This is a genomic window from Specibacter sp. RAF43 (genome assembly GCF_052114065.1).
Lineage (GTDB): Bacteria > Actinomycetota > Actinomycetes > Actinomycetales > Micrococcaceae > Specibacter.
Genome location: NZ_JBFREA010000008.1, coordinates 36,029 through 54,257, shown reverse-complemented (window position 1 = coordinate 54,257; position 18,229 = coordinate 36,029). Strand labels below are relative to the sequence as shown.

General features: G+C 63.0%; 20 protein-coding genes. 16 read left to right on the top strand and 4 right to left on the bottom strand.

What is annotated here, in order from left to right; genetic code table 11:
• Nucleotides 1-191 precede the first annotated feature (191 nt).
• The 4 genes from AB4Y80_RS06460 (at nt 192) to AB4Y80_RS06445 (ending at nt 3,408) form a co-directional block, all read left to right on the top strand.
• Nucleotides 192-752 carry a DUF6932 family protein gene (locus tag AB4Y80_RS06460; RefSeq protein WP_442212849.1) on the top strand — a complete coding sequence of 187 codons (561 nt, stop codon included), beginning with the start codon at nt 192-194 and terminating at the stop codon, nt 750-752.
• Nucleotides 749-1,804 (top strand): hypothetical protein, encoded by a 1,056-nt coding sequence (locus AB4Y80_RS06455; RefSeq protein WP_442212847.1) that lies wholly within the window; start codon nt 749-751, stop codon nt 1,802-1,804. The genes AB4Y80_RS06460 and AB4Y80_RS06455 overlap by 4 nt, the downstream gene beginning before the upstream one ends.
• Before the next feature lie 518 nt (nt 1,805-2,322).
• Entirely contained in the window at nt 2,323-2,841 is a 519-nt protein-coding gene (locus AB4Y80_RS06450; protein ID WP_442212845.1) for a PH domain-containing protein, read from the top strand.
• A 54-nt stretch (nt 2,842-2,895) separates the two neighbouring features.
• On the top strand, nt 2,896-3,408 hold the full coding sequence (locus AB4Y80_RS06445; protein ID WP_442212843.1) for a hypothetical protein: 513 nt from the start codon (nt 2,896-2,898) through the stop codon (nt 3,406-3,408).
• 531 nt (nt 3,409-3,939) lie between these two features.
• Here AB4Y80_RS06445 and AB4Y80_RS06440 read toward each other — a convergent pair.
• The gene (locus tag AB4Y80_RS06440) at nt 3,940-4,911 is read right to left on the bottom strand and encodes a hypothetical protein (RefSeq protein WP_442212841.1); all 972 of its coding nucleotides are present in this window, start codon (nt 4,909-4,911) and stop codon (nt 3,940-3,942) included.
• A gap of 206 nt (nt 4,912-5,117) precedes the next feature.
• On the opposite strand from AB4Y80_RS06440, the gene AB4Y80_RS06435 reads away from it, so the two are divergent.
• The gene (locus AB4Y80_RS06435) at nt 5,118-5,720 is read left to right on the top strand and encodes a recombinase family protein (RefSeq protein ID WP_442212839.1); all 603 of its coding nucleotides are present in this window, start codon (nt 5,118-5,120) and stop codon (nt 5,718-5,720) included.
• Here the strand turns inward: AB4Y80_RS06435 and AB4Y80_RS06430 are convergent.
• Nucleotides 5,693-6,484: a hypothetical protein gene (locus AB4Y80_RS06430; protein ID WP_442212837.1), complete on the bottom strand. Its 792-nt coding sequence runs from the start codon at nt 6,482-6,484 to the stop codon at nt 5,693-5,695. The two genes, AB4Y80_RS06435 and AB4Y80_RS06430, sit on opposite strands and share 28 nt — an antisense overlap.
• A 408-nt stretch (nt 6,485-6,892) precedes the next feature.
• Here AB4Y80_RS06430 and AB4Y80_RS06425 point away from each other — a divergent pair, with 408 nt between their 5' ends.
• Nucleotides 6,893-7,075: a hypothetical protein gene (locus AB4Y80_RS06425; RefSeq protein WP_442212835.1), complete on the top strand. Its 183-nt coding sequence runs from the start codon at nt 6,893-6,895 to the stop codon at nt 7,073-7,075.
• Between the two features lie 257 nt (nt 7,076-7,332).
• Here AB4Y80_RS06425 and AB4Y80_RS06420 read toward each other — a convergent pair whose 3' ends face one another.
• Entirely contained in the window at nt 7,333-7,737 is a 405-nt protein-coding gene (locus AB4Y80_RS06420) for a hypothetical protein (protein WP_442212833.1), read from the bottom strand.
• 260 nt (nt 7,738-7,997) lie between these two features.
• On the opposite strand from AB4Y80_RS06420, the gene AB4Y80_RS06415 reads away from it, so the two are divergent.
• The 10 genes from AB4Y80_RS06415 (at nt 7,998) to AB4Y80_RS06370 (ending at nt 17,252) form a co-directional block, all read left to right on the top strand.
• Complete coding sequence (locus AB4Y80_RS06415) at nt 7,998-11,501, top strand: DNA primase family protein (RefSeq protein WP_442212831.1); 3,504 nt, start codon at nt 7,998-8,000, stop codon at nt 11,499-11,501.
• A 2-nt stretch (nt 11,502-11,503) separates the two neighbouring features.
• The gene (locus AB4Y80_RS06410; protein ID WP_442212829.1) at nt 11,504-13,291 is read left to right on the top strand and encodes a DNA polymerase; all 1,788 of its coding nucleotides are present in this window, start codon (nt 11,504-11,506) and stop codon (nt 13,289-13,291) included.
• A gap of 83 nt (nt 13,292-13,374) precedes the next feature.
• On the top strand, nt 13,375-13,587 hold the full coding sequence (locus AB4Y80_RS06405; protein ID WP_442212828.1) for a hypothetical protein: 213 nt from the start codon (nt 13,375-13,377) through the stop codon (nt 13,585-13,587).
• 55 nt (nt 13,588-13,642) lie between these two features.
• Nucleotides 13,643-13,831 (top strand): hypothetical protein, encoded by a 189-nt coding sequence (locus AB4Y80_RS06400; protein WP_442212826.1) that lies wholly within the window; start codon nt 13,643-13,645, stop codon nt 13,829-13,831.
• 107 nt (nt 13,832-13,938) lie between these two features.
• The gene (locus tag AB4Y80_RS06395; RefSeq protein ID WP_442212824.1) at nt 13,939-14,316 is read left to right on the top strand and encodes a hypothetical protein; all 378 of its coding nucleotides are present in this window, start codon (nt 13,939-13,941) and stop codon (nt 14,314-14,316) included.
• A gap of 73 nt (nt 14,317-14,389) precedes the next feature.
• Complete coding sequence (locus AB4Y80_RS06390) at nt 14,390-14,674, top strand: glutaredoxin domain-containing protein (RefSeq protein ID WP_442212822.1); 285 nt, start codon at nt 14,390-14,392, stop codon at nt 14,672-14,674.
• 196 nt (nt 14,675-14,870) lie between these two features.
• Nucleotides 14,871-15,326, top strand: a complete 456-nt coding sequence (locus AB4Y80_RS06385; protein ID WP_442212820.1) for a hypothetical protein — start codon at nt 14,871-14,873, stop codon at nt 15,324-15,326.
• A gap of 57 nt (nt 15,327-15,383) precedes the next feature.
• Nucleotides 15,384-15,557 (top strand): hypothetical protein, encoded by a 174-nt coding sequence (locus AB4Y80_RS06380; RefSeq protein WP_442212818.1) that lies wholly within the window; start codon nt 15,384-15,386, stop codon nt 15,555-15,557.
• 323 nt (nt 15,558-15,880) lie between these two features.
• A complete protein-coding gene (locus AB4Y80_RS06375; RefSeq protein WP_442212816.1) occupies nt 15,881-16,537 on the top strand; it encodes a helix-turn-helix domain-containing protein in 657 nt (218 codons plus the stop codon).
• Nucleotides 16,527-17,252 carry a hypothetical protein gene (locus tag AB4Y80_RS06370; protein ID WP_442212814.1) on the top strand — a complete coding sequence of 242 codons (726 nt, stop codon included), beginning with the start codon at nt 16,527-16,529 and terminating at the stop codon, nt 17,250-17,252. The genes AB4Y80_RS06375 and AB4Y80_RS06370 overlap by 11 nt, the downstream gene beginning before the upstream one ends.
• Before the next feature lie 99 nt (nt 17,253-17,351).
• On the opposite strand, the gene AB4Y80_RS06365 is transcribed toward AB4Y80_RS06370, so the two are convergent.
• Complete coding sequence (locus AB4Y80_RS06365) at nt 17,352-18,215, bottom strand: hypothetical protein (protein ID WP_442212812.1); 864 nt, start codon at nt 18,213-18,215, stop codon at nt 17,352-17,354.
• Nucleotides 18,216-18,229 lie beyond the last annotated feature (14 nt).

Here is an 18,229-nt window from a genome sequence, read left to right as displayed (position 1 = left end):
CCTGCACGGACAACAATGACCTGGCGGAGTTCGGCTTCGACGGTCCGGCCACGAGAGGGCATGGAGTCCGGAATGGCGAGCCTGCGCAGCAGGTGTCGAGGCGGGAGCAGAACGGTGTCGCTCGGGGTATCGCGCGGTGCAGCGCGAGATGCCTCGCGGCAACAATTGCCTGACACGTGCATACTTGATTCATGATCCCTCCTCTGGAGCCAAACACCGGAGCCCTGCCTCCGGGCCGTTACAGATGCAGCCTTGCTGAATTCGAGACGGCCTACGTTGACGCGCCCGACTTCGACGCGTCCACCACCCGTAGAGAGATTTACGATCATTTCCAAAAGACCTACAGCATGCTGTCTAGCCTTGTGGCCGTCGAAGCCGTTTGGATCGGCGGGAGCTTCGTTACCTCAGAGGCGAACCCGGACGATATTGACTGCCTCTTCCACATTAATGCGGAGGCCTTCAAAGCTCTTCCGAGTAACAGCAAGCGAAATCAGATAAGGGAATTCAGCAAGAAGGGCCGGGTCCGCGAGAAGCTAGGATACCGAATTGAGCCATTCGTGATGGTTCGAGATTTGTTTGCCAACCCCTGGTCAAAGGGCGGCGTGAGCGAGGCAGCTACACCTTTTTTTGCATTGCGCGGCGCGTGGGACGACTGGTGGCAACGAGAGCGCTCTGATCCCGACAGGAGCGCGGCGCCGGCTCTTGTGGATGCAGGCCCGACCAAGGGATACCTGGAGGTGACCTACTTATGATTGCCAACCACGACGCGAGGAGTCCGGATGACCTCTGGGCGGCGCTCATGGACGGTGTCGAGGAGGCTGATGACGACGTGCTCATCACGGCCGCTCACATCAATCGACAGTCTGCTGCGCGATTGGACACGAGTGACCGGCAGGTGCTTGACCTCTTGAACCTGCGTTTCACGGGCCGGAAGACGCAGGCTCATCAACTTGGCGTGCGAGCTGCGACAAAGGCTATTTTGGCGCTTCAAGAGTCACTCAGTTCTGTTGGCGCAAGCATCCTGGACCACGTGACGAGGGCGGGCCGGATACCCGCGGAAATCCTATCTGCCACCGAGCTCAGATTCACCCCAAGACTGGCCCCGGGCTCGTTGGAATTCACGCTGGTCCATCCGGAAGAAGACGCGCTTTTTGAAACTGGGACGCCCGACCTATTCGATCAATCCTTTACGGCGCTGCTAGATCTGTTTATTGATCTCAGACAGACCGATCTGGACAATACTGCTGTAGTCGAACGCCTCAGAGGTTTCGGACCTCGAACGGCCAAGCACTTGTTCGATTTGTGTCAGGTTCTTCTCCAGGAGGAACTCGGCGTGGACTTCGTATGGGAAAAGAAGTCCGGTCGGCGTGCGGCCGCCGCTATTGACCAGCGATCGGCGGCCTACCTTAAGGAACTGGCGCAAAATAATACTACGAGCGTTCGGACACGGACGCTCGTAGGATCACTGACAACGGTGAGCGAGATAGACAAGCAAGCCATATTGTTGGACGACGCTTCCAAGATCATGTTGGATGCCTCTGCCGAACTTCAGGATGCATTGCAGCGGGCATACCGGCAGAGAGTAGAGGCCACCGTCACTGAAACACTAAACGTGAATTTGGCCACGGGGGTCGAGACGCGAACGTACGCTTTGATCGCAATCGAGTCGGTAGCCGGCCAGCGGGATGCTGCAAGCAAGCCCTTACGGGACGAAACCGAGGCAGTCGGCGAGTACTCAGTGGGCACGTCATCCGCCGCACCGACCACTGTCCAGGGAGACCCGCCGGACCCCGACTGGCTGTGAAAGTGGTGGCCGCCCTCAGTGGCGTCCGGGGTTCTGCCAGCAGCTACCCATCTGGCCGCTGCTAACCGGTCCGTGGAACATGCCCATGGAGCGGCTGACGCACGTTGCCTGGATCCAAGACCAGGTCTCTCCAAGACGGTGCCGCCTGTTCCGCCGAGGCCGCTACCAACCTAAGGTCAGTTATTGCCGCGTCTGTTATCCGCAGCCCTACCGTCCAACATAGGGTACCGCCGCCGGCGACACGCCCGACTGCGGGTGTGGTGGACTGGATCCGAGCCTCTCCACCAAGGTGGGGGCAAGAATGCTGCTGATCGCTTTGCCGGCAAGTTTACTGTCGCCGGGTGGGCGGATGATCCAAGTCCTGGCCGGAGCTGTGGTGGGCCTACTCAAACCGGTTGTAGAACGAGGCCGAGGTCGCGGAGGTTGAGGCGCTCTCCGGTCGTTGGTCGGCTGCCGGGGCTGCCGGTCGAGCGGTAGGCTTCAAAAGCACAATGCCGCCACTAGTTGACAGGGAAATCGTGGGCAAGATTGAGAAGCTGATCGAGCAAGCACAACCGCATCTGCAAGAAGGGGAGCTGGTGCAGGCGGCAGTCCTGGGCAGCTATGAGACCAAGATCCTCGGCAGTGACAGCGTGCGTTCCGGCGTCATGCTTGCAACCGATCAGCGGATCGTTTTCTATGCGAAAAAGCTTGGCGGATACGACCTGGAGTCGTTCGCCTATGGCAACATTTCATCCTTTGAGCAGTCGAAGTCGTTGATGGGACACCAGATTTCGTTCTTCGCTTCAGGCAATAGGGTCAACTTGAAGTGGATTAGCGACCTGCCGGCCGTTGAAAAGTTCACGCAGATCTACAGGTCCAGAATCGGCAGCAAAGCGCCTCAACCCGCAGCCCAGCAAGCTGCCGCGCCCGCAGGAGCCAACCCCTCCGGCGTGGTGTTCGACCAGTTACGTCAGCTCGGACAACTCCGCGATGCCGGCATTGTTACGCCCGAGGAATTTGAAGCCAAGAAGACTGAGTTGCTGGCGCGGCTGTAGCGCGGTAGTGGGGCGGAGGCGCATCGACGGAACATTTTGAGAGGGGAACGCACATTGCGCAGACGGAATGCATTTAAAGTCATTGGGACGATCGCGGCCACGGCGGCCTTTGGGGGAACTGCCGCCGGCTGCGGGGCATTCACCAAGCCAACCGAAAAAGGCGCTCGGGTGGTTGCTGATTTCTTGAAGGCTGGGTACGACAAGAAGACCTACCAGAATTACAACCTGATTCGGAATGCGGCCGAAACGGACATCAAGGAGATCTTCGTCGACAAGTTCCCTCATCTCGCGAAATTTGTTTGGGTGGAGAACAGTAGACCAGAATTCATCCTCAAGAAGGTGAAATATTTCAACGCCATGCACCTAGTGGCGGAAGGGTCAAGTATTCGGTCAGAAGTCGACGCGTCCAAAGTGGTTCTGCATAAGAGGGGCATCATCCAGGTGCCACAGGAGGCTCTCACCCTATTCATTGATGACATTGCAGACATACCCAGCTCGGAGCCTCGGAAACTCGCATATGAGCTTCACAAGCCTGACAGTGAATGGCTCATCAACCTTTACTTCTAGACGCCAGTCCCTGAACTTGGGGTGGATCGTCGTAGCGTAGAGCGTCGTCATAAGCAGGGATGTGCGCCAGGGATGGGCGATGGGGTCAATACTGCCGAGTGCCGGGCATGAAAATTGCTGGTGCAGTTTCTGTAGCCTACGGCGCCTAGGTCTTCTGACATTTTCGTCAAGTTGACGGTCCGCAGGCCCGCTCGCGTAGAGCCGCGAAGGTGCGGGCCATCTAGAAGACAAATGGTAGACTCATGTCATCCTTTGGTTTAGGTGTTGGGGCTGCATCGCCGGTTCGAATCCGTACTTGATGTTGCTGGTCATTATCGCTCTAATAGTTCTCACACTTGCTTCAAAAACAATCTGGCTAACAACCCGTTCCGTCCGCAAGTTGATGAGTCGTATAAGGGAGATAATTATGGGAGTTATTGCATGCTTCATCTATGCGTTCCTTACTACGCCAGCAAGTGTATTGGTACACGCCAGCTCCTAAACTCAAGGCAATCCTAGAGGGCCCTACCGCTCTAGCCTCGATGGGTCCTTCTAGCGTGCATCGCCCAGAGAATCTGAGGCCAATGTATCGAGGTCCAGTAGAGACTGGAAGAACTCCTTCAACATGCCTGCCGCAGCCTCCCGGTCTTCGATCTCCTTGCCGCCGAATCGGTAGACCTCGTAGCCCAGCAGGCGGATCTTGCGATCTTCGGAGACCATCTCGGCGTACGCCCTGGGGCTGGCCTTTCCGGTCGAATCGGCATAGTGCTGGACACCGTCCAGCTCGATAACTACCCTTCGCCGGTCGGGGAGGAGCAACAGGAAATCCATCCGTTGTCGAACAAGCGTCCCGCCGTCGCGTTTTGTGTAAGGGTCGTAGTGCAAGTAGACCTGGGGAATCAGGGCAGGGATCTCGTATCCGTAGCTCTTGTAGAGCCTGCAGTACTCCGCGAAGATGAACTCTTCGGCGCCGTTCCGGCCGAGGGAGGCAAACAGCCGCCTGTAGAGATTGCGAGCCACGTCGACGATGGGCAGTTCCTCCTTTTCGTTCAGGGCTGCCCACCACTTCACCATCGCCTGCCAAGTCAGACCCTCCGGTGGCAATTGGCGATCGTAGACCAAGCAGAACTCTTCGTTGGTCACGGTCTTAATGACGTTGCTGAGAGCGTCAGAAAGCACGATCTCTGGTTTTGGCCCGGTTGTGGCGAAGATGATGTTCTTTACGTCGCCATCGACACCTCGAGCACCTGTCATTGCGAGTAGGTGGCTGAGTGTGCCGTCGGGGTAGTCGTCAAGAACTTTGCGACCCAGAACTAGGAGCTGCTCTAAAGAGTGCTCCACGAGGCGTCTCTTTACATAACGTCGCTTGTCCGCCATAGGTTCGTCTTCGCCGGCCCTCTGGGGTGCCAGTCCGAGGCGTATACACTCATCTGCCAGATCATGGGCGCTGGCGGCGTGGAGTGCATCTGCAATCGCATCGCGCAATGACTTGTAGGTGACCTTGGCGGGGGACGGCGCATTCATGCTCCCAGCATCTCAGGAATTACTGCACCTATGCTGTTCGCCGCCTTCAATCCCTCCGCACACATGGTGACTATCTGGGGTACACCCATGGTGGACATTTGGCCGCGGCACCAGCCGCGTCGAGTTAGGGTCTGAAACGGTATTTATGGACAGCTGTCCAGCTAGGTCTAAGAGCCTATCCGGACACTTTGAGGGGAGACGGAGCGATGGCTGGTCAGATTGTTGGGTATGTGCGCGTGAGCACGCTGGAGCAGTCCAGTGCAAGGCAACTGGCTGGCATGGAGTTGGACCGGGTCTTTGAGGACAAGGCGAGCGGAAAGGACTTGGAGCGGCCGGCGCTCACGGAGGCCCTGGCTTATCTGCGACAAGGAGACACCCTTATGGTGCACTCTATGGACCGCCTGGCCCGGAACCTGGAAGCACTCCAGCGGACCGTGCGTGAGCTGACTGCCAAGGGCGTCGAGGTGCACTTCGTCAAGGAGAACCTAACCTTCACTGGCGAGGAGGATTCTCCGATGGCTACCCTTACGCTGGGGCTCCTTGGGGCCGTGGCGGCGTTCGAGCGGGCCCAAATACTGTCGAGGCAGGCTGACGGCATCGCCCTGGCCAAGGTACGTGGGGTTTACAAGGGACGCAAGCCTGCACTTGATGCCGAGCAGGCGGCAGAGATCCGCCAACGGGCGACCGCGGGGGAGCAGAAGACCGTGCTGGCAAAAGAGTTCGGGGTCAGCAGGGAGACGGTGTATAAGGCGGTGCGGGAAGGGCTCGGCACGGCCGCAGATCAGGGGAGGACATCGCGCATTTCGTAGGTCAGGGTAGTCTGCGCTTTGTTTATAGCCACTACGGGGTCACAGCCGGAGAGAATCACATAACGGAGAACGCCCGTGGAGATCATGGAGCTGGCAGCATCCACAGCTTTCGTGACCTGTTTTGGATCCGGGACCAAGGTCGTCCTGAAGTATCCCGGCTCGTACTCTTCTCCGGCTTTCGTTTCGTACGCGACCTGGTGAAACCAGTTCTTGCCGTGCGCGGCAGCGCTGGCTCCACGCCACAGGACAAGGAGTTGATCGGGATCGAGACTAGCGAATGGCGCGGACTCGGCGACCATCGACGAGTACTTCGGCTCGTCTTTGCGGATCGTTGCTGGGTCGTAGACTCCGGACGTTCGATCCAGAAGATCGGCCATGCGCTTTCGGGCATGCGCAGATCGGTCATCCTGTGCGGCTTCAAGCGCCAGGGCATTCTGCCTAAGGTCGTGATATACCAGCCGGAGGTGGCGATAGACCCTCTCGGATGACGAGTCCTCTTTGAGCACCCACACAGCTTGGGCAGCCGCCTCCAGGCCGGCACGCGCCAGGGTGAAATACGGGCGTGGCGAGTTGTGGACAACAACACCTTCGCTGATGCGTGGAGGGACCACAGCGTTCGCCCACATCAGCATATTTTCGGTCGCTGCGCACAAGTAGGAATGCACCCAGGCGGAACACTTCTCCCATCCGTAGGCTGCGTCGTCGGCGGCCATGGCACTGCCAGCAGCGGGGTCGACGACCTGACCCAACATGTAGCTGGCCATCCGCGTCCTCGTAGCCGACGCCGCCCACAGCCGTAGTTCTTGTTCTGGGACCTGGACCCGGGTGTCGTCAGAGGCAGTCATGAAGCCAGCGTAGCCAACTGGGCGCCGACTTCCCGCGGCGGGCAACACGCGGACCGCTTTGCCGAAAACGAACGATTTTGGAACAGGTGCCGCCGGACTGTGGATCGAGCCTGGTCGTGTCAAGAAAACCGTCACTTTTTCTGTGCTCCGCAAACCCTGGTGGGTTTGCGATAAGTGACATGTGTGCGGACAGGGGAGGAAGAGCGAGCAGTTGACCGGAACCCCCGGCTCGGAGACACTCACTCTCGGCGCCGGCGTCGCGCTGCAACTGCTGCCTTGGAACTCCCCCCTGGCACCCGTGGCGGAGGTCGCCGCATAGAAGCCACCATGGGACAACTCAAGGAACCTTCTGACCGGGCCGCTGACTCGGCCTCCATCCACCCGGAGGCGCTCGCCGCCCTGGTCTACGACATCACTGCATGGATGGAACTCCGGTTCGGCGTCGTGTGCGACGACACCGACGACACCGAGCTGACGGACCTGCTGCGAGAGCATCTTGAGCCCGGGTGATCAGTTTTGACGGGCTGCTGAGGCTAGAGGACCCAAGCGGTCGGCGGACGAGGTAGGCGGAGTTGTCGGACCGGCTGTGGTACCGATCACCTTTTCAAGGGGTCTTCACTCTAAAAATGATAGAAAAATGATAAAAATGATAGAAATGATAAGAGATTAAGAAGGGGTCTTATCCAGTTTTTAGACCCTAGGGTAGATACCCTTTATAGGCCCTCTGGGATCCGGACATCATTTCTGTCATTTCTATCATTTTTCTATCACTGGCCGTCGGGGAGCTTCAGATCCTCCGTGATCCGCAAAGTCTCGCCGACATACTCGTGGCCCAGCTCCCCTCGCTTGACCCGCGCATATACCGTAGCCGTCGTAACTCCCAGCCGGCGGGCCGCCTCCACCACACCCACGCCAGGCAAGTCCTTGGTGGTCACCGGCCGCATGCGCTCGCGCGTTGAGGCACTCATGCGAGCCAGGCGGGCATCGCGGGTCGGCGTCAGGTAGCTGTAAGCGGACTGCCCAGTCGCCAGCCGCATGGCGTGTGCCAGCTGCCCCCAGGTCGCGTCAGGCGTCTCGGACGGCCCCCGGACCCCGCGCCCCTGGGTTAAAAGTTCGCCGGGCCAGTCCAGCTTTCGGTCCCCCTGCAGCCAGGTCAGCAGATCTCTGAGCACGCGGACCGTGGCCAAGCCATCGTCCAGGGAAGGGTCCTGCCGTCGTGCGTCCGCGGCCGCTGCGGCGATTGCCGGCCTGAAGAAGACAGGCAGATAGGCCAGATKGGCCGGAAGTGTGGTGGTGTCCATGGGTCCACCCTACTGGCAAAAGAGCGTTTTGCAATGGCAGCTAACCCATGCTAGTCTTGGATCAATGCTTGATAGGGGTTGATAACCCATAGCAAGTAGGGCGAGAATTTGGTCGAGAAGAGGAAACGAACATGACGGCAACACCCGCACCCGCGCTCACCCCCATCCACATGGAGAATGCCTCCAGCTTCGAGGTGGCCAAGGCCTTCGCCGAAACATTCTGGGGGCGCCTGACCCAGCCCGCGGGTGAGATTGCGGCGTGGTTCGGCTCTGCACCGTCGGACCCACGCGCCGTCGCCGTACCTGTCGGCGATGCCGCGGCTTTTGCCAAAGTGACGGCAGCTCACGAAGATGCACAGCTCGCGTACTGCGGTCTGGCCGTCCGCGAGACGGGCACGGTCAAGGGTCACGCCCACGGGGCTATCCACCAGCTGCTCCCGGCGCGACACATCTTCTTCGATCTGGACACTGGCAAGCTCGGGTACGCGCCCACCAAGGACGCAGCCCTGGCGCAGGTTCTCAGCTTCGCCGAGGCCGCGGGCATCACCCCGCACATCCTGGTCGAGACCGCGCACGGCTATCACGTCTACTACCTGCTGACCGAGCCGCTGGACGACCCGGAACGCATGACGCTGCCGGCCCGCATGGAAGCCGCCTTCACCGCACACCTCGGGCTCTCCGGCTACACCATGGATCAGGGTGTGACCACGCAGATGACCCGGCTGGGCCGCATCCCCGGCACATGGAACCGCAAAGCGGACCTGGCACAGCCGTTCCGCACGGAGCTGCACTCCATCGGCGAGCACCCGCTGTACTCGCCGGACGCCCTGCTTGCCCAGCTGCCAGACGCCGCCGCGGTTTCCTCTCCGGGCCAGGGTGCGCTGCCCATCGTCTATGACGAGCGTGTCGGCGCGGAGCTGGCCCGCGCGCTGCCAATCAGCCGGATCCTGACCGAGGTCCACGAGTGGACTCGGGTGGGCAAGACGCAGCAAGGTGTCGAGCTGTGGGATGCACACTGCGACGCCGCTGAATCCGACGTCAATGCCAGGAGCGTGTGGGGCGTCCGCCAGATCCCCGGCCAGGTCCGCACCGATGACCGGGCCGAGGCCGTCTACGTGTACTCCGCCACCACCGCGGCAGAATACGGCGTGCCGGCCGGCACCCGGCTGACCAGTTTCGTCTGGATCGCCCACCGCTTCTTCGGCGGTGACTACCGGGCCGCTGTCGGTCTCGCAGCCGCCTTCAAGGACAGGGCTGATGAACTGGTCGCGGTCCTGGTCAATGACCCCTCCACCGCTGACCTGGCCGATCTTGCGCGCCAGGCATCAAGCGTCTGGCCGGAAGGCCTCACCAAGGCGCACGCAGGCTACCTGCGCTACCGGGCCGTCGCCCCCGACGTGGCCACGGCCCGCGGCTACTCCAGCCTGACCGCGGCCGAAGTCATGGCAGTCGTCGACTCCAGCACAAGCCAGGAAGTGCGGGCTGCCGTCACCGCCGGCGGTATCGGCGCCATGAAGGCCCCTGTCATCTCCCTGCGCGGCGAACGCACTGCCACGCTGCGCCTGGACCGCACGGTCGTCCTCCCGCCCGTCACGCCGAATGACGACCCGATTTCCTACCGGTCGCTGCGCGGGGACCGGTACTCGCGCAAGGCCATCGACATGAACCCCGTCTGCAGGCCACTCGCGCCACGTTCGGATGTCCCGCTTATCGTCACCGCCGCCGACTACCGCGGCCGCGCCATCCATTCCAATCCCACAAATGTGCAGCACGGACAGGTACACGCAGACGCCATCACCTCGGCGGGCCTCCGCGAAGGGCTGGAGCTGGCTGTCGTCTCCCTGGCCCGCTGGTCCGACGGGCTGCACGCCCGGGGCACGGCCGCCGCCGATTACGGCCGGGAGGACCGCCTGGTGGATGACTGGGCCCGCCTGGTCGTGGAAGGACGCACCACCTACATCGCCGGCCGCGTGCACTGGCGACGGTCCGAGAGCCTGATCGCCCTCGCCACACTGCTCGAAGCGAAGGGCGCCACGGTCCGGGTGATCGACCTGCCCATCCCGGAGGACGGCCCGGAGACCGCCGGAGCAGACCGCTCGGTCTACGCCATCAGCGACTACCTAGCCGAGGCTGCTGCCCGAAGCGATGCCAAGCCGCTGACCGGACTGCTGGCCGCCGCCCTGCCTTTGGAGGAAGCTGCCTGGCAGGCGACCCCAATGGAAGATACCGAGGTGGGGCGCGCGGAACGGCTCACCGCCGAGATCCGGCGCCGCGGATCACACCGCTACGACGCCACCAACAAGCTGTGGATGGAGAACTCCGGCACCCACTGGAAAGCGTCCCCGGCCGCCAGCCCGTCCGCCTTGGCTGTCGAAATTTTCCGTGCCGCCGGCGCCAAGCTGGGTGGCATCGGCGGGGTCACACGGCCGGTCAGTTTCGTCGCCACCCACCCTGCCATCGCCGTGGAAGCATCGTCCATGGGCACCGCCGCCCGTGAGCTGAACGTGATGAACGGCGTGGTCGACCTGACCTCGGGGATCTTGCGGGATCGCACTGAGGACGATGTCCACCTGACGGTCTGCCCAGCCGTCTACACCCCGGGTAAGGTGGCCCGCCGGTGGGCAGCCTTCATCAAGGAAATCACCCTCGGGGATGCCGACTACGCCGACTACCTGCAGCGCCACGTCGGCCAGATCCTGGTGGGTGAAGTCATTCAAGAGACGCTTTTTTTCGCTGTGGGTGGGGGAGGCAATGGCAAGTCGGTCTTCTACTCGACGCTTGCCGCACTCCTTGCCGGCTACGCGACGTCCGCCCCTACGGAAATGCTGACCGGCAAACCGGCTCCTCACCAGATCGCCGGCCTCTTCAGCAAGCGGCTCCTGATCGCCTCCGAAACCGACGAAGGGGAGCGGATCTCCGGCGCGGCCCTGAAGGAGTTGGCAAAGCGGGATGGGCTCAAAGGAGCAAAAAAATTCGGGCACGAATTTGATTTCGCCGCATCCCACACCCCAGTCCTGATGACCAATCACAAGCCCTCGATTACGGCAACGGACCGCGGCACGTGGCGGCGAATCGAGCTGCTGCCCTTCGACCTGCAACTGACGGACGCGCAGATGGACAAGACGCTTCCCGCGCAGCTGCTCAACGAAGTGGATGGCATCCTTGCCTGGGCCGTCGAAGGCGCCGTGAAATTTCTGGCACAGGGCCTCGGAACTTGTGAAAAGGTCCAGACCGCCACGGAGGGCTACCGCGAGGAGCAGGACGTCCTGGGCCGCTTCTTGCGGGATGAATACCACCTCACGGGTGACCCCAAGGATCGGGTGAAGCGAGCCTCGTTTCACACAGATCTGAACTACTGGTTGGTGTCTCCCGAGGCCGGCCTGAGGGGAACCTGGTCGGCCAAGGCCATCGGGGACAAGCTCGGCTCCCGCGGCGTGACCGTCAAGCGGCAGGCCGACGGCGAGTACTACTGCGGAATCAAGGAAGGCCCAGCGCCACGTTCCGAGCGCGAGATCGCAGAGATCTTCGCCGATACGCCGACCCCGGATTCGCTGGCAGACATGCCTTCCTCGGAAGTCGCCAGCGCTTTTCAGGCACTCGAGGTCGCTTTCAAGGCCGAGGAATGGGAGTTCTAGCCATGGAACGCATCACCTACCTCCGATCACTCGCAGACCTCCCGGCTCTGCAGGCCTGGCTGGGCGACCGTACGGGCCGCCTGGCCCTAGCCAGCCTGCACTCCGGCAGCGACGTCTTCGACCCCGCGTTCCTCGTTGGCGCCGTCGCGGTCGCGCACCGCGACGGCACGGCCGTGGTCTTCGATGCCAGGAGCCACATCCTGGCCCGCGAAGCCATCAAGGCAATATTCACCACCGGCAGGCACGTCTGGGCCCACGGCGCCATGCAGACCGCCTGGGCGCTGCGCAAGACGCTCGGCGTCTTGCTCACCAGCCTGCGCTGTTCCGAGGTGGCTGCCCGCACGGCTTGGCCAGGGCTCTCGGACTACAGCCTCGGGGGGCTGCGTAGCATCTCGCCGGCGGCGGCCGAACGGCTGCGTGGACAAGCGCCTGGCACACGGCCAGGGCAGCCAGGCGGACCCGTTGAGCAGTGGCTTGGGCGGGTGGTTCGGGCCCTGCCTATGGACGACGCGACCCTCCTGGCGTACGTGGCCGAGCAAGCGGTCGAGACGGCACTCCTGGCCGGCGAACTGGCCGCTGACCGGGAGGTCCGGCCGCACCTCGAAGCGGAGCTGGCCGGGGACCAGCTGTGGCGCTGGACCGGCTACGACGGCATCCACGTGGACCGCGAGCTGGTCAACTCACGGCTTGCCGCCCTGGAAGTGCAAATGGCGGCGGCCCAGCGCCAGTTCGGCTTCAAGCCCTGGGCCGATGATGACCGGGCCCAGGCCTGGGTCACCTCCCACGGGATTGTTCTCCCCAAGACGAAGTCAGGGCGCTGGGCACTTAACAAGGACGACAGGCGCGCGGCCGTGGTCCCCAAACGGCACGCCGAGACCTGGCGGGCCATGTGCGATGCCCTGGAGCTCGCAGCCGACGAAAACAAGCTGCGCGAGCTGGAACAGCACTCGGCCCGAGACGGCATCGCCCACCCGAAGATCCAGGTCAATGCGGCCAAAACCGGTCGCATGAGCATCATTGAACCAGCTTTGCAGAACCTGACCGGCTCGCTGCGACCTGCGTTGCAGGCCCGCCCTGGCTACGTGTTGGTAGGGGCCGACCTCTCGCACGTGGAACCTTCCATCATGGCCGCAGCGTCACGAGACGAACTGTTGGCCCTCCACTGCGGCTCCGCACATGACGTGTATGTGGAAACCGCCGCGGTGGTCTGGGGTGAGGCGGCCCGTGACCGCGACGACGCCGGGGCGCTGACCGGTGAGGCCGCCGCCTTCCGCAAGAAGGCGAAGGTTGTTTTCCTGGCCCTCGGGTACGGCATGGGGGACGAGAGCTTCGGGGTGCTGCTGGGCGTATCCAAGGCCGAAGCAGCAGCGGTTCGCAAGAAGGTCCTGGGCGTCTACAAGGATCTGGGGCGCTGGATCGGGGAGAACCGGCGCAGCGCCGAGCAGGGCGTCCGCCCGCAAACCATCATCGGCCGGCCGCTGCCCGAGTGCAGCGCCAAGCCGTACGTGGCCACCAACTTTCGGATCCAGGGATCAGCCAAGGACGTCTTCGCGGTCATGGCCGCCAATGTCGCCGCGGCCCTTCCGGCCGAAGCTCGATTGTGGCTGCCCGTTCATGACGAGCTCGTGGTCGAATGCCTGCCGCACGACGCCCAGCGCGTGGGCGAGGTGCTCGCCGAGCACATGCAGACCGACCTCGGAGGGGTCCACATCCACGGCGAGCCGGAGTACCTGGGCGTCCAATGGGCCAAGACAGGTGTGCCGACGAGCGAGGCACCAGGCCAAATTTGACATTAGTAGGGTTGATAACCCATACTAGACTCAGATAAGCCACTGGTCGACAGGCCGGTGGTAGGCACGATGAAGGGATCACCATGAGCATGTCAGTTAAGGACCGTCTAAACCTCGGAGTCGGAGCTTTGAGCATCGCCGAGTTTGCCGAGCTGGAGGGCGCGCCGAGTGCCTTCTCGGTCTACCTCCGCATCCGTCGAGGATCACTGACTATCCCGACGCTGCAGGACGGACACGGCACCCCGATTCGCATCCCGGTCAGTGCGGTCCGCGAACATTTTCAGATGCCGGCGTAGGCGCACTCGATCCACCCGCGACCCTTCAACCTTCCCGTCCTTTAGGAGGACCCCCTTGAACACCCCTGCCGACACCACCATCGCCACCCTGAACACCCGCAATGCCAACGTCACAGGTCGCCGCCTGTGGCGCCGCGACAAGGCTTTCGAGTGGAACCCGCAGCATCGCCTGGTCCTGATGAGCGGACAGCCCGTTCAACGCGATGCAGCCGAAAGCCAGCCGCGGTTCCAAGTCGCGGGCTGACCTCTAGACCCCCACCCGGCAGGCGACCCGTTCACCGACCCGCCTGCCAGGGTCGCTGCCACCACACCACACATCCGTTTCTGCCACTCCCGCAAAGGACACCCGCCATGACCATCCCCGCCCCCACCCAGCCCGTGTACCGGCGCCGCCAGAAGCAGCAGGACTATGTAGTCTTTGGCCCGGCCGACCTCATCCATGAAGGTGAAGTCACCGTCCACCTGAAGTCTGGCGCCACAAAGACCGAGACCGTCAAGGGCGTCGGCGCGATCTTCTACGTAGCCGAAACGGCATGCCGCTACGGCTACCTGACTGAGAACACCCGCGCCGTGTCCGTCAAGGCCAGCACGACGCCGGCCATCCAGGGCGACGTCGAGCCGGCGCTCGCGATGCCGACAGGCCCGGTGAATTTGGACGCGGATGACTTCATGCCGGATGACGGCACTGACGGCGGCGCCGAGTACTTCGAGGCCTCCGAAGCCGCGTAGGCCACACACGCTCACCACCACGCCCGGTGCCGGTCGCTCGGCTGGCGCCGCCTACAAGTCCAGGAGGACACCCGTGAGCACCAACCCCGCCCCGGCCAAAGTCGCAGTCGTCTCCCGCGCCGGCTGCGTCCAGTGCAACGCCACCTACCGCGATCTGAATCGGCTCGGCGTCGAGTACTTCGTGGACTTGGATTCTGAGAGCACCGATCACGCCCTCGCGGTGAGCCTTGGGCACCGCCAGGCACCTGTGGTGCTGGTGCGGGATGGCACCACGGGCGAGCTCCTGGATCACTGGAGCGGCTTCCGGCCCGACAAGATCGCCGGTCTGGTCCAAGAGGCCGCCACCCAGGCCGCCTGACATCCTCCCGTCCGCTCACCAAACAGGAACCCCGCATCGAAAATCGGTGCGGGGTTCTTGGTGTCTCGGGGTCGGACGAAACGGGGACAAATAGAGTGGTGAGACTTTTTGGATCCCCTACGCATGCTCCTTGACAGGAGCAGGTACCCGCCCGCTTCACCACCACGCCGCAAGCAGTACCTCGCAAAGGAAAACCATGAACACCCTTTTCGCCGCCGCCACCAAGACCACTACACCGGCAGCCCGCACCAACTCGCTGGCCGTCTTCGACGGCTCCTTCGAGCTGACCGTCTTGAGCCAGCGCTTCGCCCTCCGCAAGACAGACGAAGCCCACGTGCTGGGCCGCGTCCTGACCCTGGCCATCACAACTGCGGAGGGAACCCGCGTCCGCGTCCTCCGCGGCATCGTGCGCAGGCAGGTCGCTGGCGGACACTACAGCATCACGGACGAGGACGGCTGCATCGTCGGCCGCTCAGTTTCGCTACGCCAGATCGTGGGCTGGAGCGCCGATCCGATCTCGTCCAGGCTTCAGATAGCCGTGGTCAAGGCTCTTCGCAAGATCGGTGAGGAGCACCGCCAGTCCTTCGAAGCGAGCATGGCCGAACTGACCAGCTCACAGCTCACCGCCCGCACCTACGCGATGGCAGCGTAGATCGCCATGACGACGCACAGCGATCGGCACGACACCACATCGAAGAAAGGCACGACCTTGGACAACAACACCCCCGCCCCCACGCCCCTCCGCACACTGGAAGAGCGCTACGCAGATACTGTCGCCGCCCAGCGGGTTGCAAGGATCGCCCGCTGGGAGGCCTCCCAGCCGGCCGATCAGACGGGCGAGGACTACATGTTCGCGTTCGAATCGCGGGTGCTCTGGGACTAGCCCCCACACGCCTCTCCACGGCTCTCTGATCGCTCAGGCGACGAGATGACCGTGGAGGGGTTGCGGTGGGGCACTAGGCCGGCGTGCAGAGGACGTCACGAGGTGCTGGATGGGGTTGGTGGAGCGGTGTTGGTCGTGCTTACGGTGTGCGCCATGGTGATGGCGGTGATGGCGGCCGCGGCCCAGCTTGTAGTCACGGCGGCGGACTAAGTCGCTACCGGCCACTGGCCGCGGTGGCCAGGATCAGGATCTATACAGGTCGGACCGGCCAAGCTATTACACAATGGTACTGGAACCAGTATGATTGTGTAATGGCCCTGGGAGTGAGTGACGCTGCGAAGAGGATGGGAGTCCGCCCGGAGAGGGTGTTGAAGCTCATCCATGCCGGCCGTCTCGATGCCGAGAAGGTAGGCAATCGGTGGGTGATTGCTGACTCGGAGCTGGCAAGCAAAGTCTGGATCAAGTCCGCCGGCCGCCCCATGGCGCCGAAGAGTGCTTTAGCCCTGGCCCTGGAGCTTGAGGGCCAAGAACCGCCCGGACTGAGCGCGGTGGAGCGGCATCGGCTGCACCGACACATTCGAAACCTATTCGCCCATGAGGACCCGAAGGGCCAGCTGCGGGCTTGGTTGGCGGCGAGGGCGGAGCCCGTAGAGCTCGTCGTTAGCCAAGCTGACATCCCGGAACTGCGTGGAGACCCAAAGATTAGGCTTTCCGGTGTCTCAGATCCTCGCTCCGGTCTACTGCCTGGCGACGAAGTCGAGGCGTATGTTTTGAAGGCCGACCTACCCATCGTCAAAAAGGACTGGTTTATGGTCCCGGCCGGCCCCGGCCGGCAAGCCAACGTCCGTCTTCGCGCCGTTGATTACCTCCCTAGTGAGGTGCCGGCAGTATTCTCCGCGATGGACTTGGCCGAGCGCCCCGGCCCCCGCGAGCAGTCGGCGGCCGAATCGATCATCAGGAGCGTTCTCAATGGCGATTAGGCTTCCAGCTATGCTTCCCGAGCAGGAAGAATCGTGGAGGGCGGTTTTCGAAATCTACGAGGCGCTTTCCAATGGGTGGGTCCTAGTGGGTGGCCAGTCCGTATATCTCCATGCCATCGAGCGTGGTGCCAGTGCGCCGCGGCCGACAAAGGATGCCGACTTCGCCCTGGACATCCGCACCTATCCGCATCACCTTAAAGCCTTTACAACTACGCTCCTAGATCTAGGATTCAGGTCTGCAGGCGAATCTCCGGCGGGCCACCAGCATCGCTGGCTTCGAGGCGCTGCCATGGTGGATGTGCTAATCCCTAGATTCACCGGGGACCGAAGCGAGAAGCGACCGGGGGCCACAGGCGGCACAACGATCGCCGCGCCCGCGGTCCAGCAGGCAGTCGATCAGGCCGAGGTCGTGGATGTCGAGGCGGGGTCATCCGTCGGCAAGGTGAATCGGCCTACGCTTATGGCCACGCTTGTCGGCAAGGCGGGCGCTTTGGTGATCATGGATGACCCTGGCAGGGAACGCCATGTCACCGACTTTCTCACGCTGGCGACGGTAGTGACGGCACGCGATCTACGCGGTTACAGGTATCGGCCAGCTGCCCGTGACCACATGGCCAACATGCTCGGCAACTTGGCGACCAAGCCAGAATGGATGGCCCTGGTTCCGGAGGCCGCCGCCGGCGTTGAGCGGTTGAGGATGTCGCTGCAGGATTAAGGCGTGACAAAGCCCGTGGCTTCGCACCTGCCCGCCCCACGCAAAGGGCCCCACACTGATTTTCGGTGAGGGGCCCTTCGGGTACCACTCGCCGGCCGCCTACGCGGCGACCAGGCGGACCTCAGCTGGCTCATCAACGGCCTTGCGCGGCCGGCCCAGGGCCAGCGCCGCGTCCCTTGCTGACCGCGTGCTGGCCACGTACTGCCGCCCGGCCTCGCACGCCTCGGTGACCGCCGAGAGCATCCGCCGGGTGGCTTCACGGCTGGGCGTCTCGCGGAGCTTCGTGGTGAGCCGGATGTGCTGTGAGGCCCAGAATTCTTCGCGACGCCGGGCCTCATGAAAGGCAGTCACGGTCAGGCCAGGCAGTCCGCGGCGGGGGCCCGTTGCCACCGGGATCTCGTCGGAAGGCTTGACGAGTCCTCGGAGCCGCTCGGTCTCGGCGTGGGCGAGAGTCAGCTGCACCTCGGCCTCATCGAGGGCGCGGCGCACGAGCTCATGCTGGGTGCCAAAAGCCTCCGCGGCCTCAGCGAGAGCGACCATCAGCTCCAGGTCCCGGCGCTTCTGCTCCGCGAGGCGCAAAGCTGCCACAGCGTCCTCGTTGGCCTTGATGGCCCGAGCCGCCATCGCGTGACGCTCTGCATCGAGGACAGCGTCGAGTCGCTCTTGCGTGCGCTCGCGGCGTACGGCGGCGGCCCGCTCAGCCTTGGCCTCCAGCCTGGCGTAGGCCTTGGCCATCGCAGACATCAGGTCACGCCAGGCGGCCAGCCACGCAGCAACAGCGGCTTCAATGGCGGCGGGTTCGCCACCAGCCACTTCCCGCTTGAGCTCGGCCGTTTTCGCCTCGAGGGCTTCGAGGTAATCCTCGAAGGTCTCGTCGAGGCGGACGGCGGCTCGCTCAGCGGCCCGGTTCTCTGGGCTGTGCGCGGCGCACCTGCGACCATTTTGGTCCTTGGATCGGCACACGGTGTGTCCTTTCG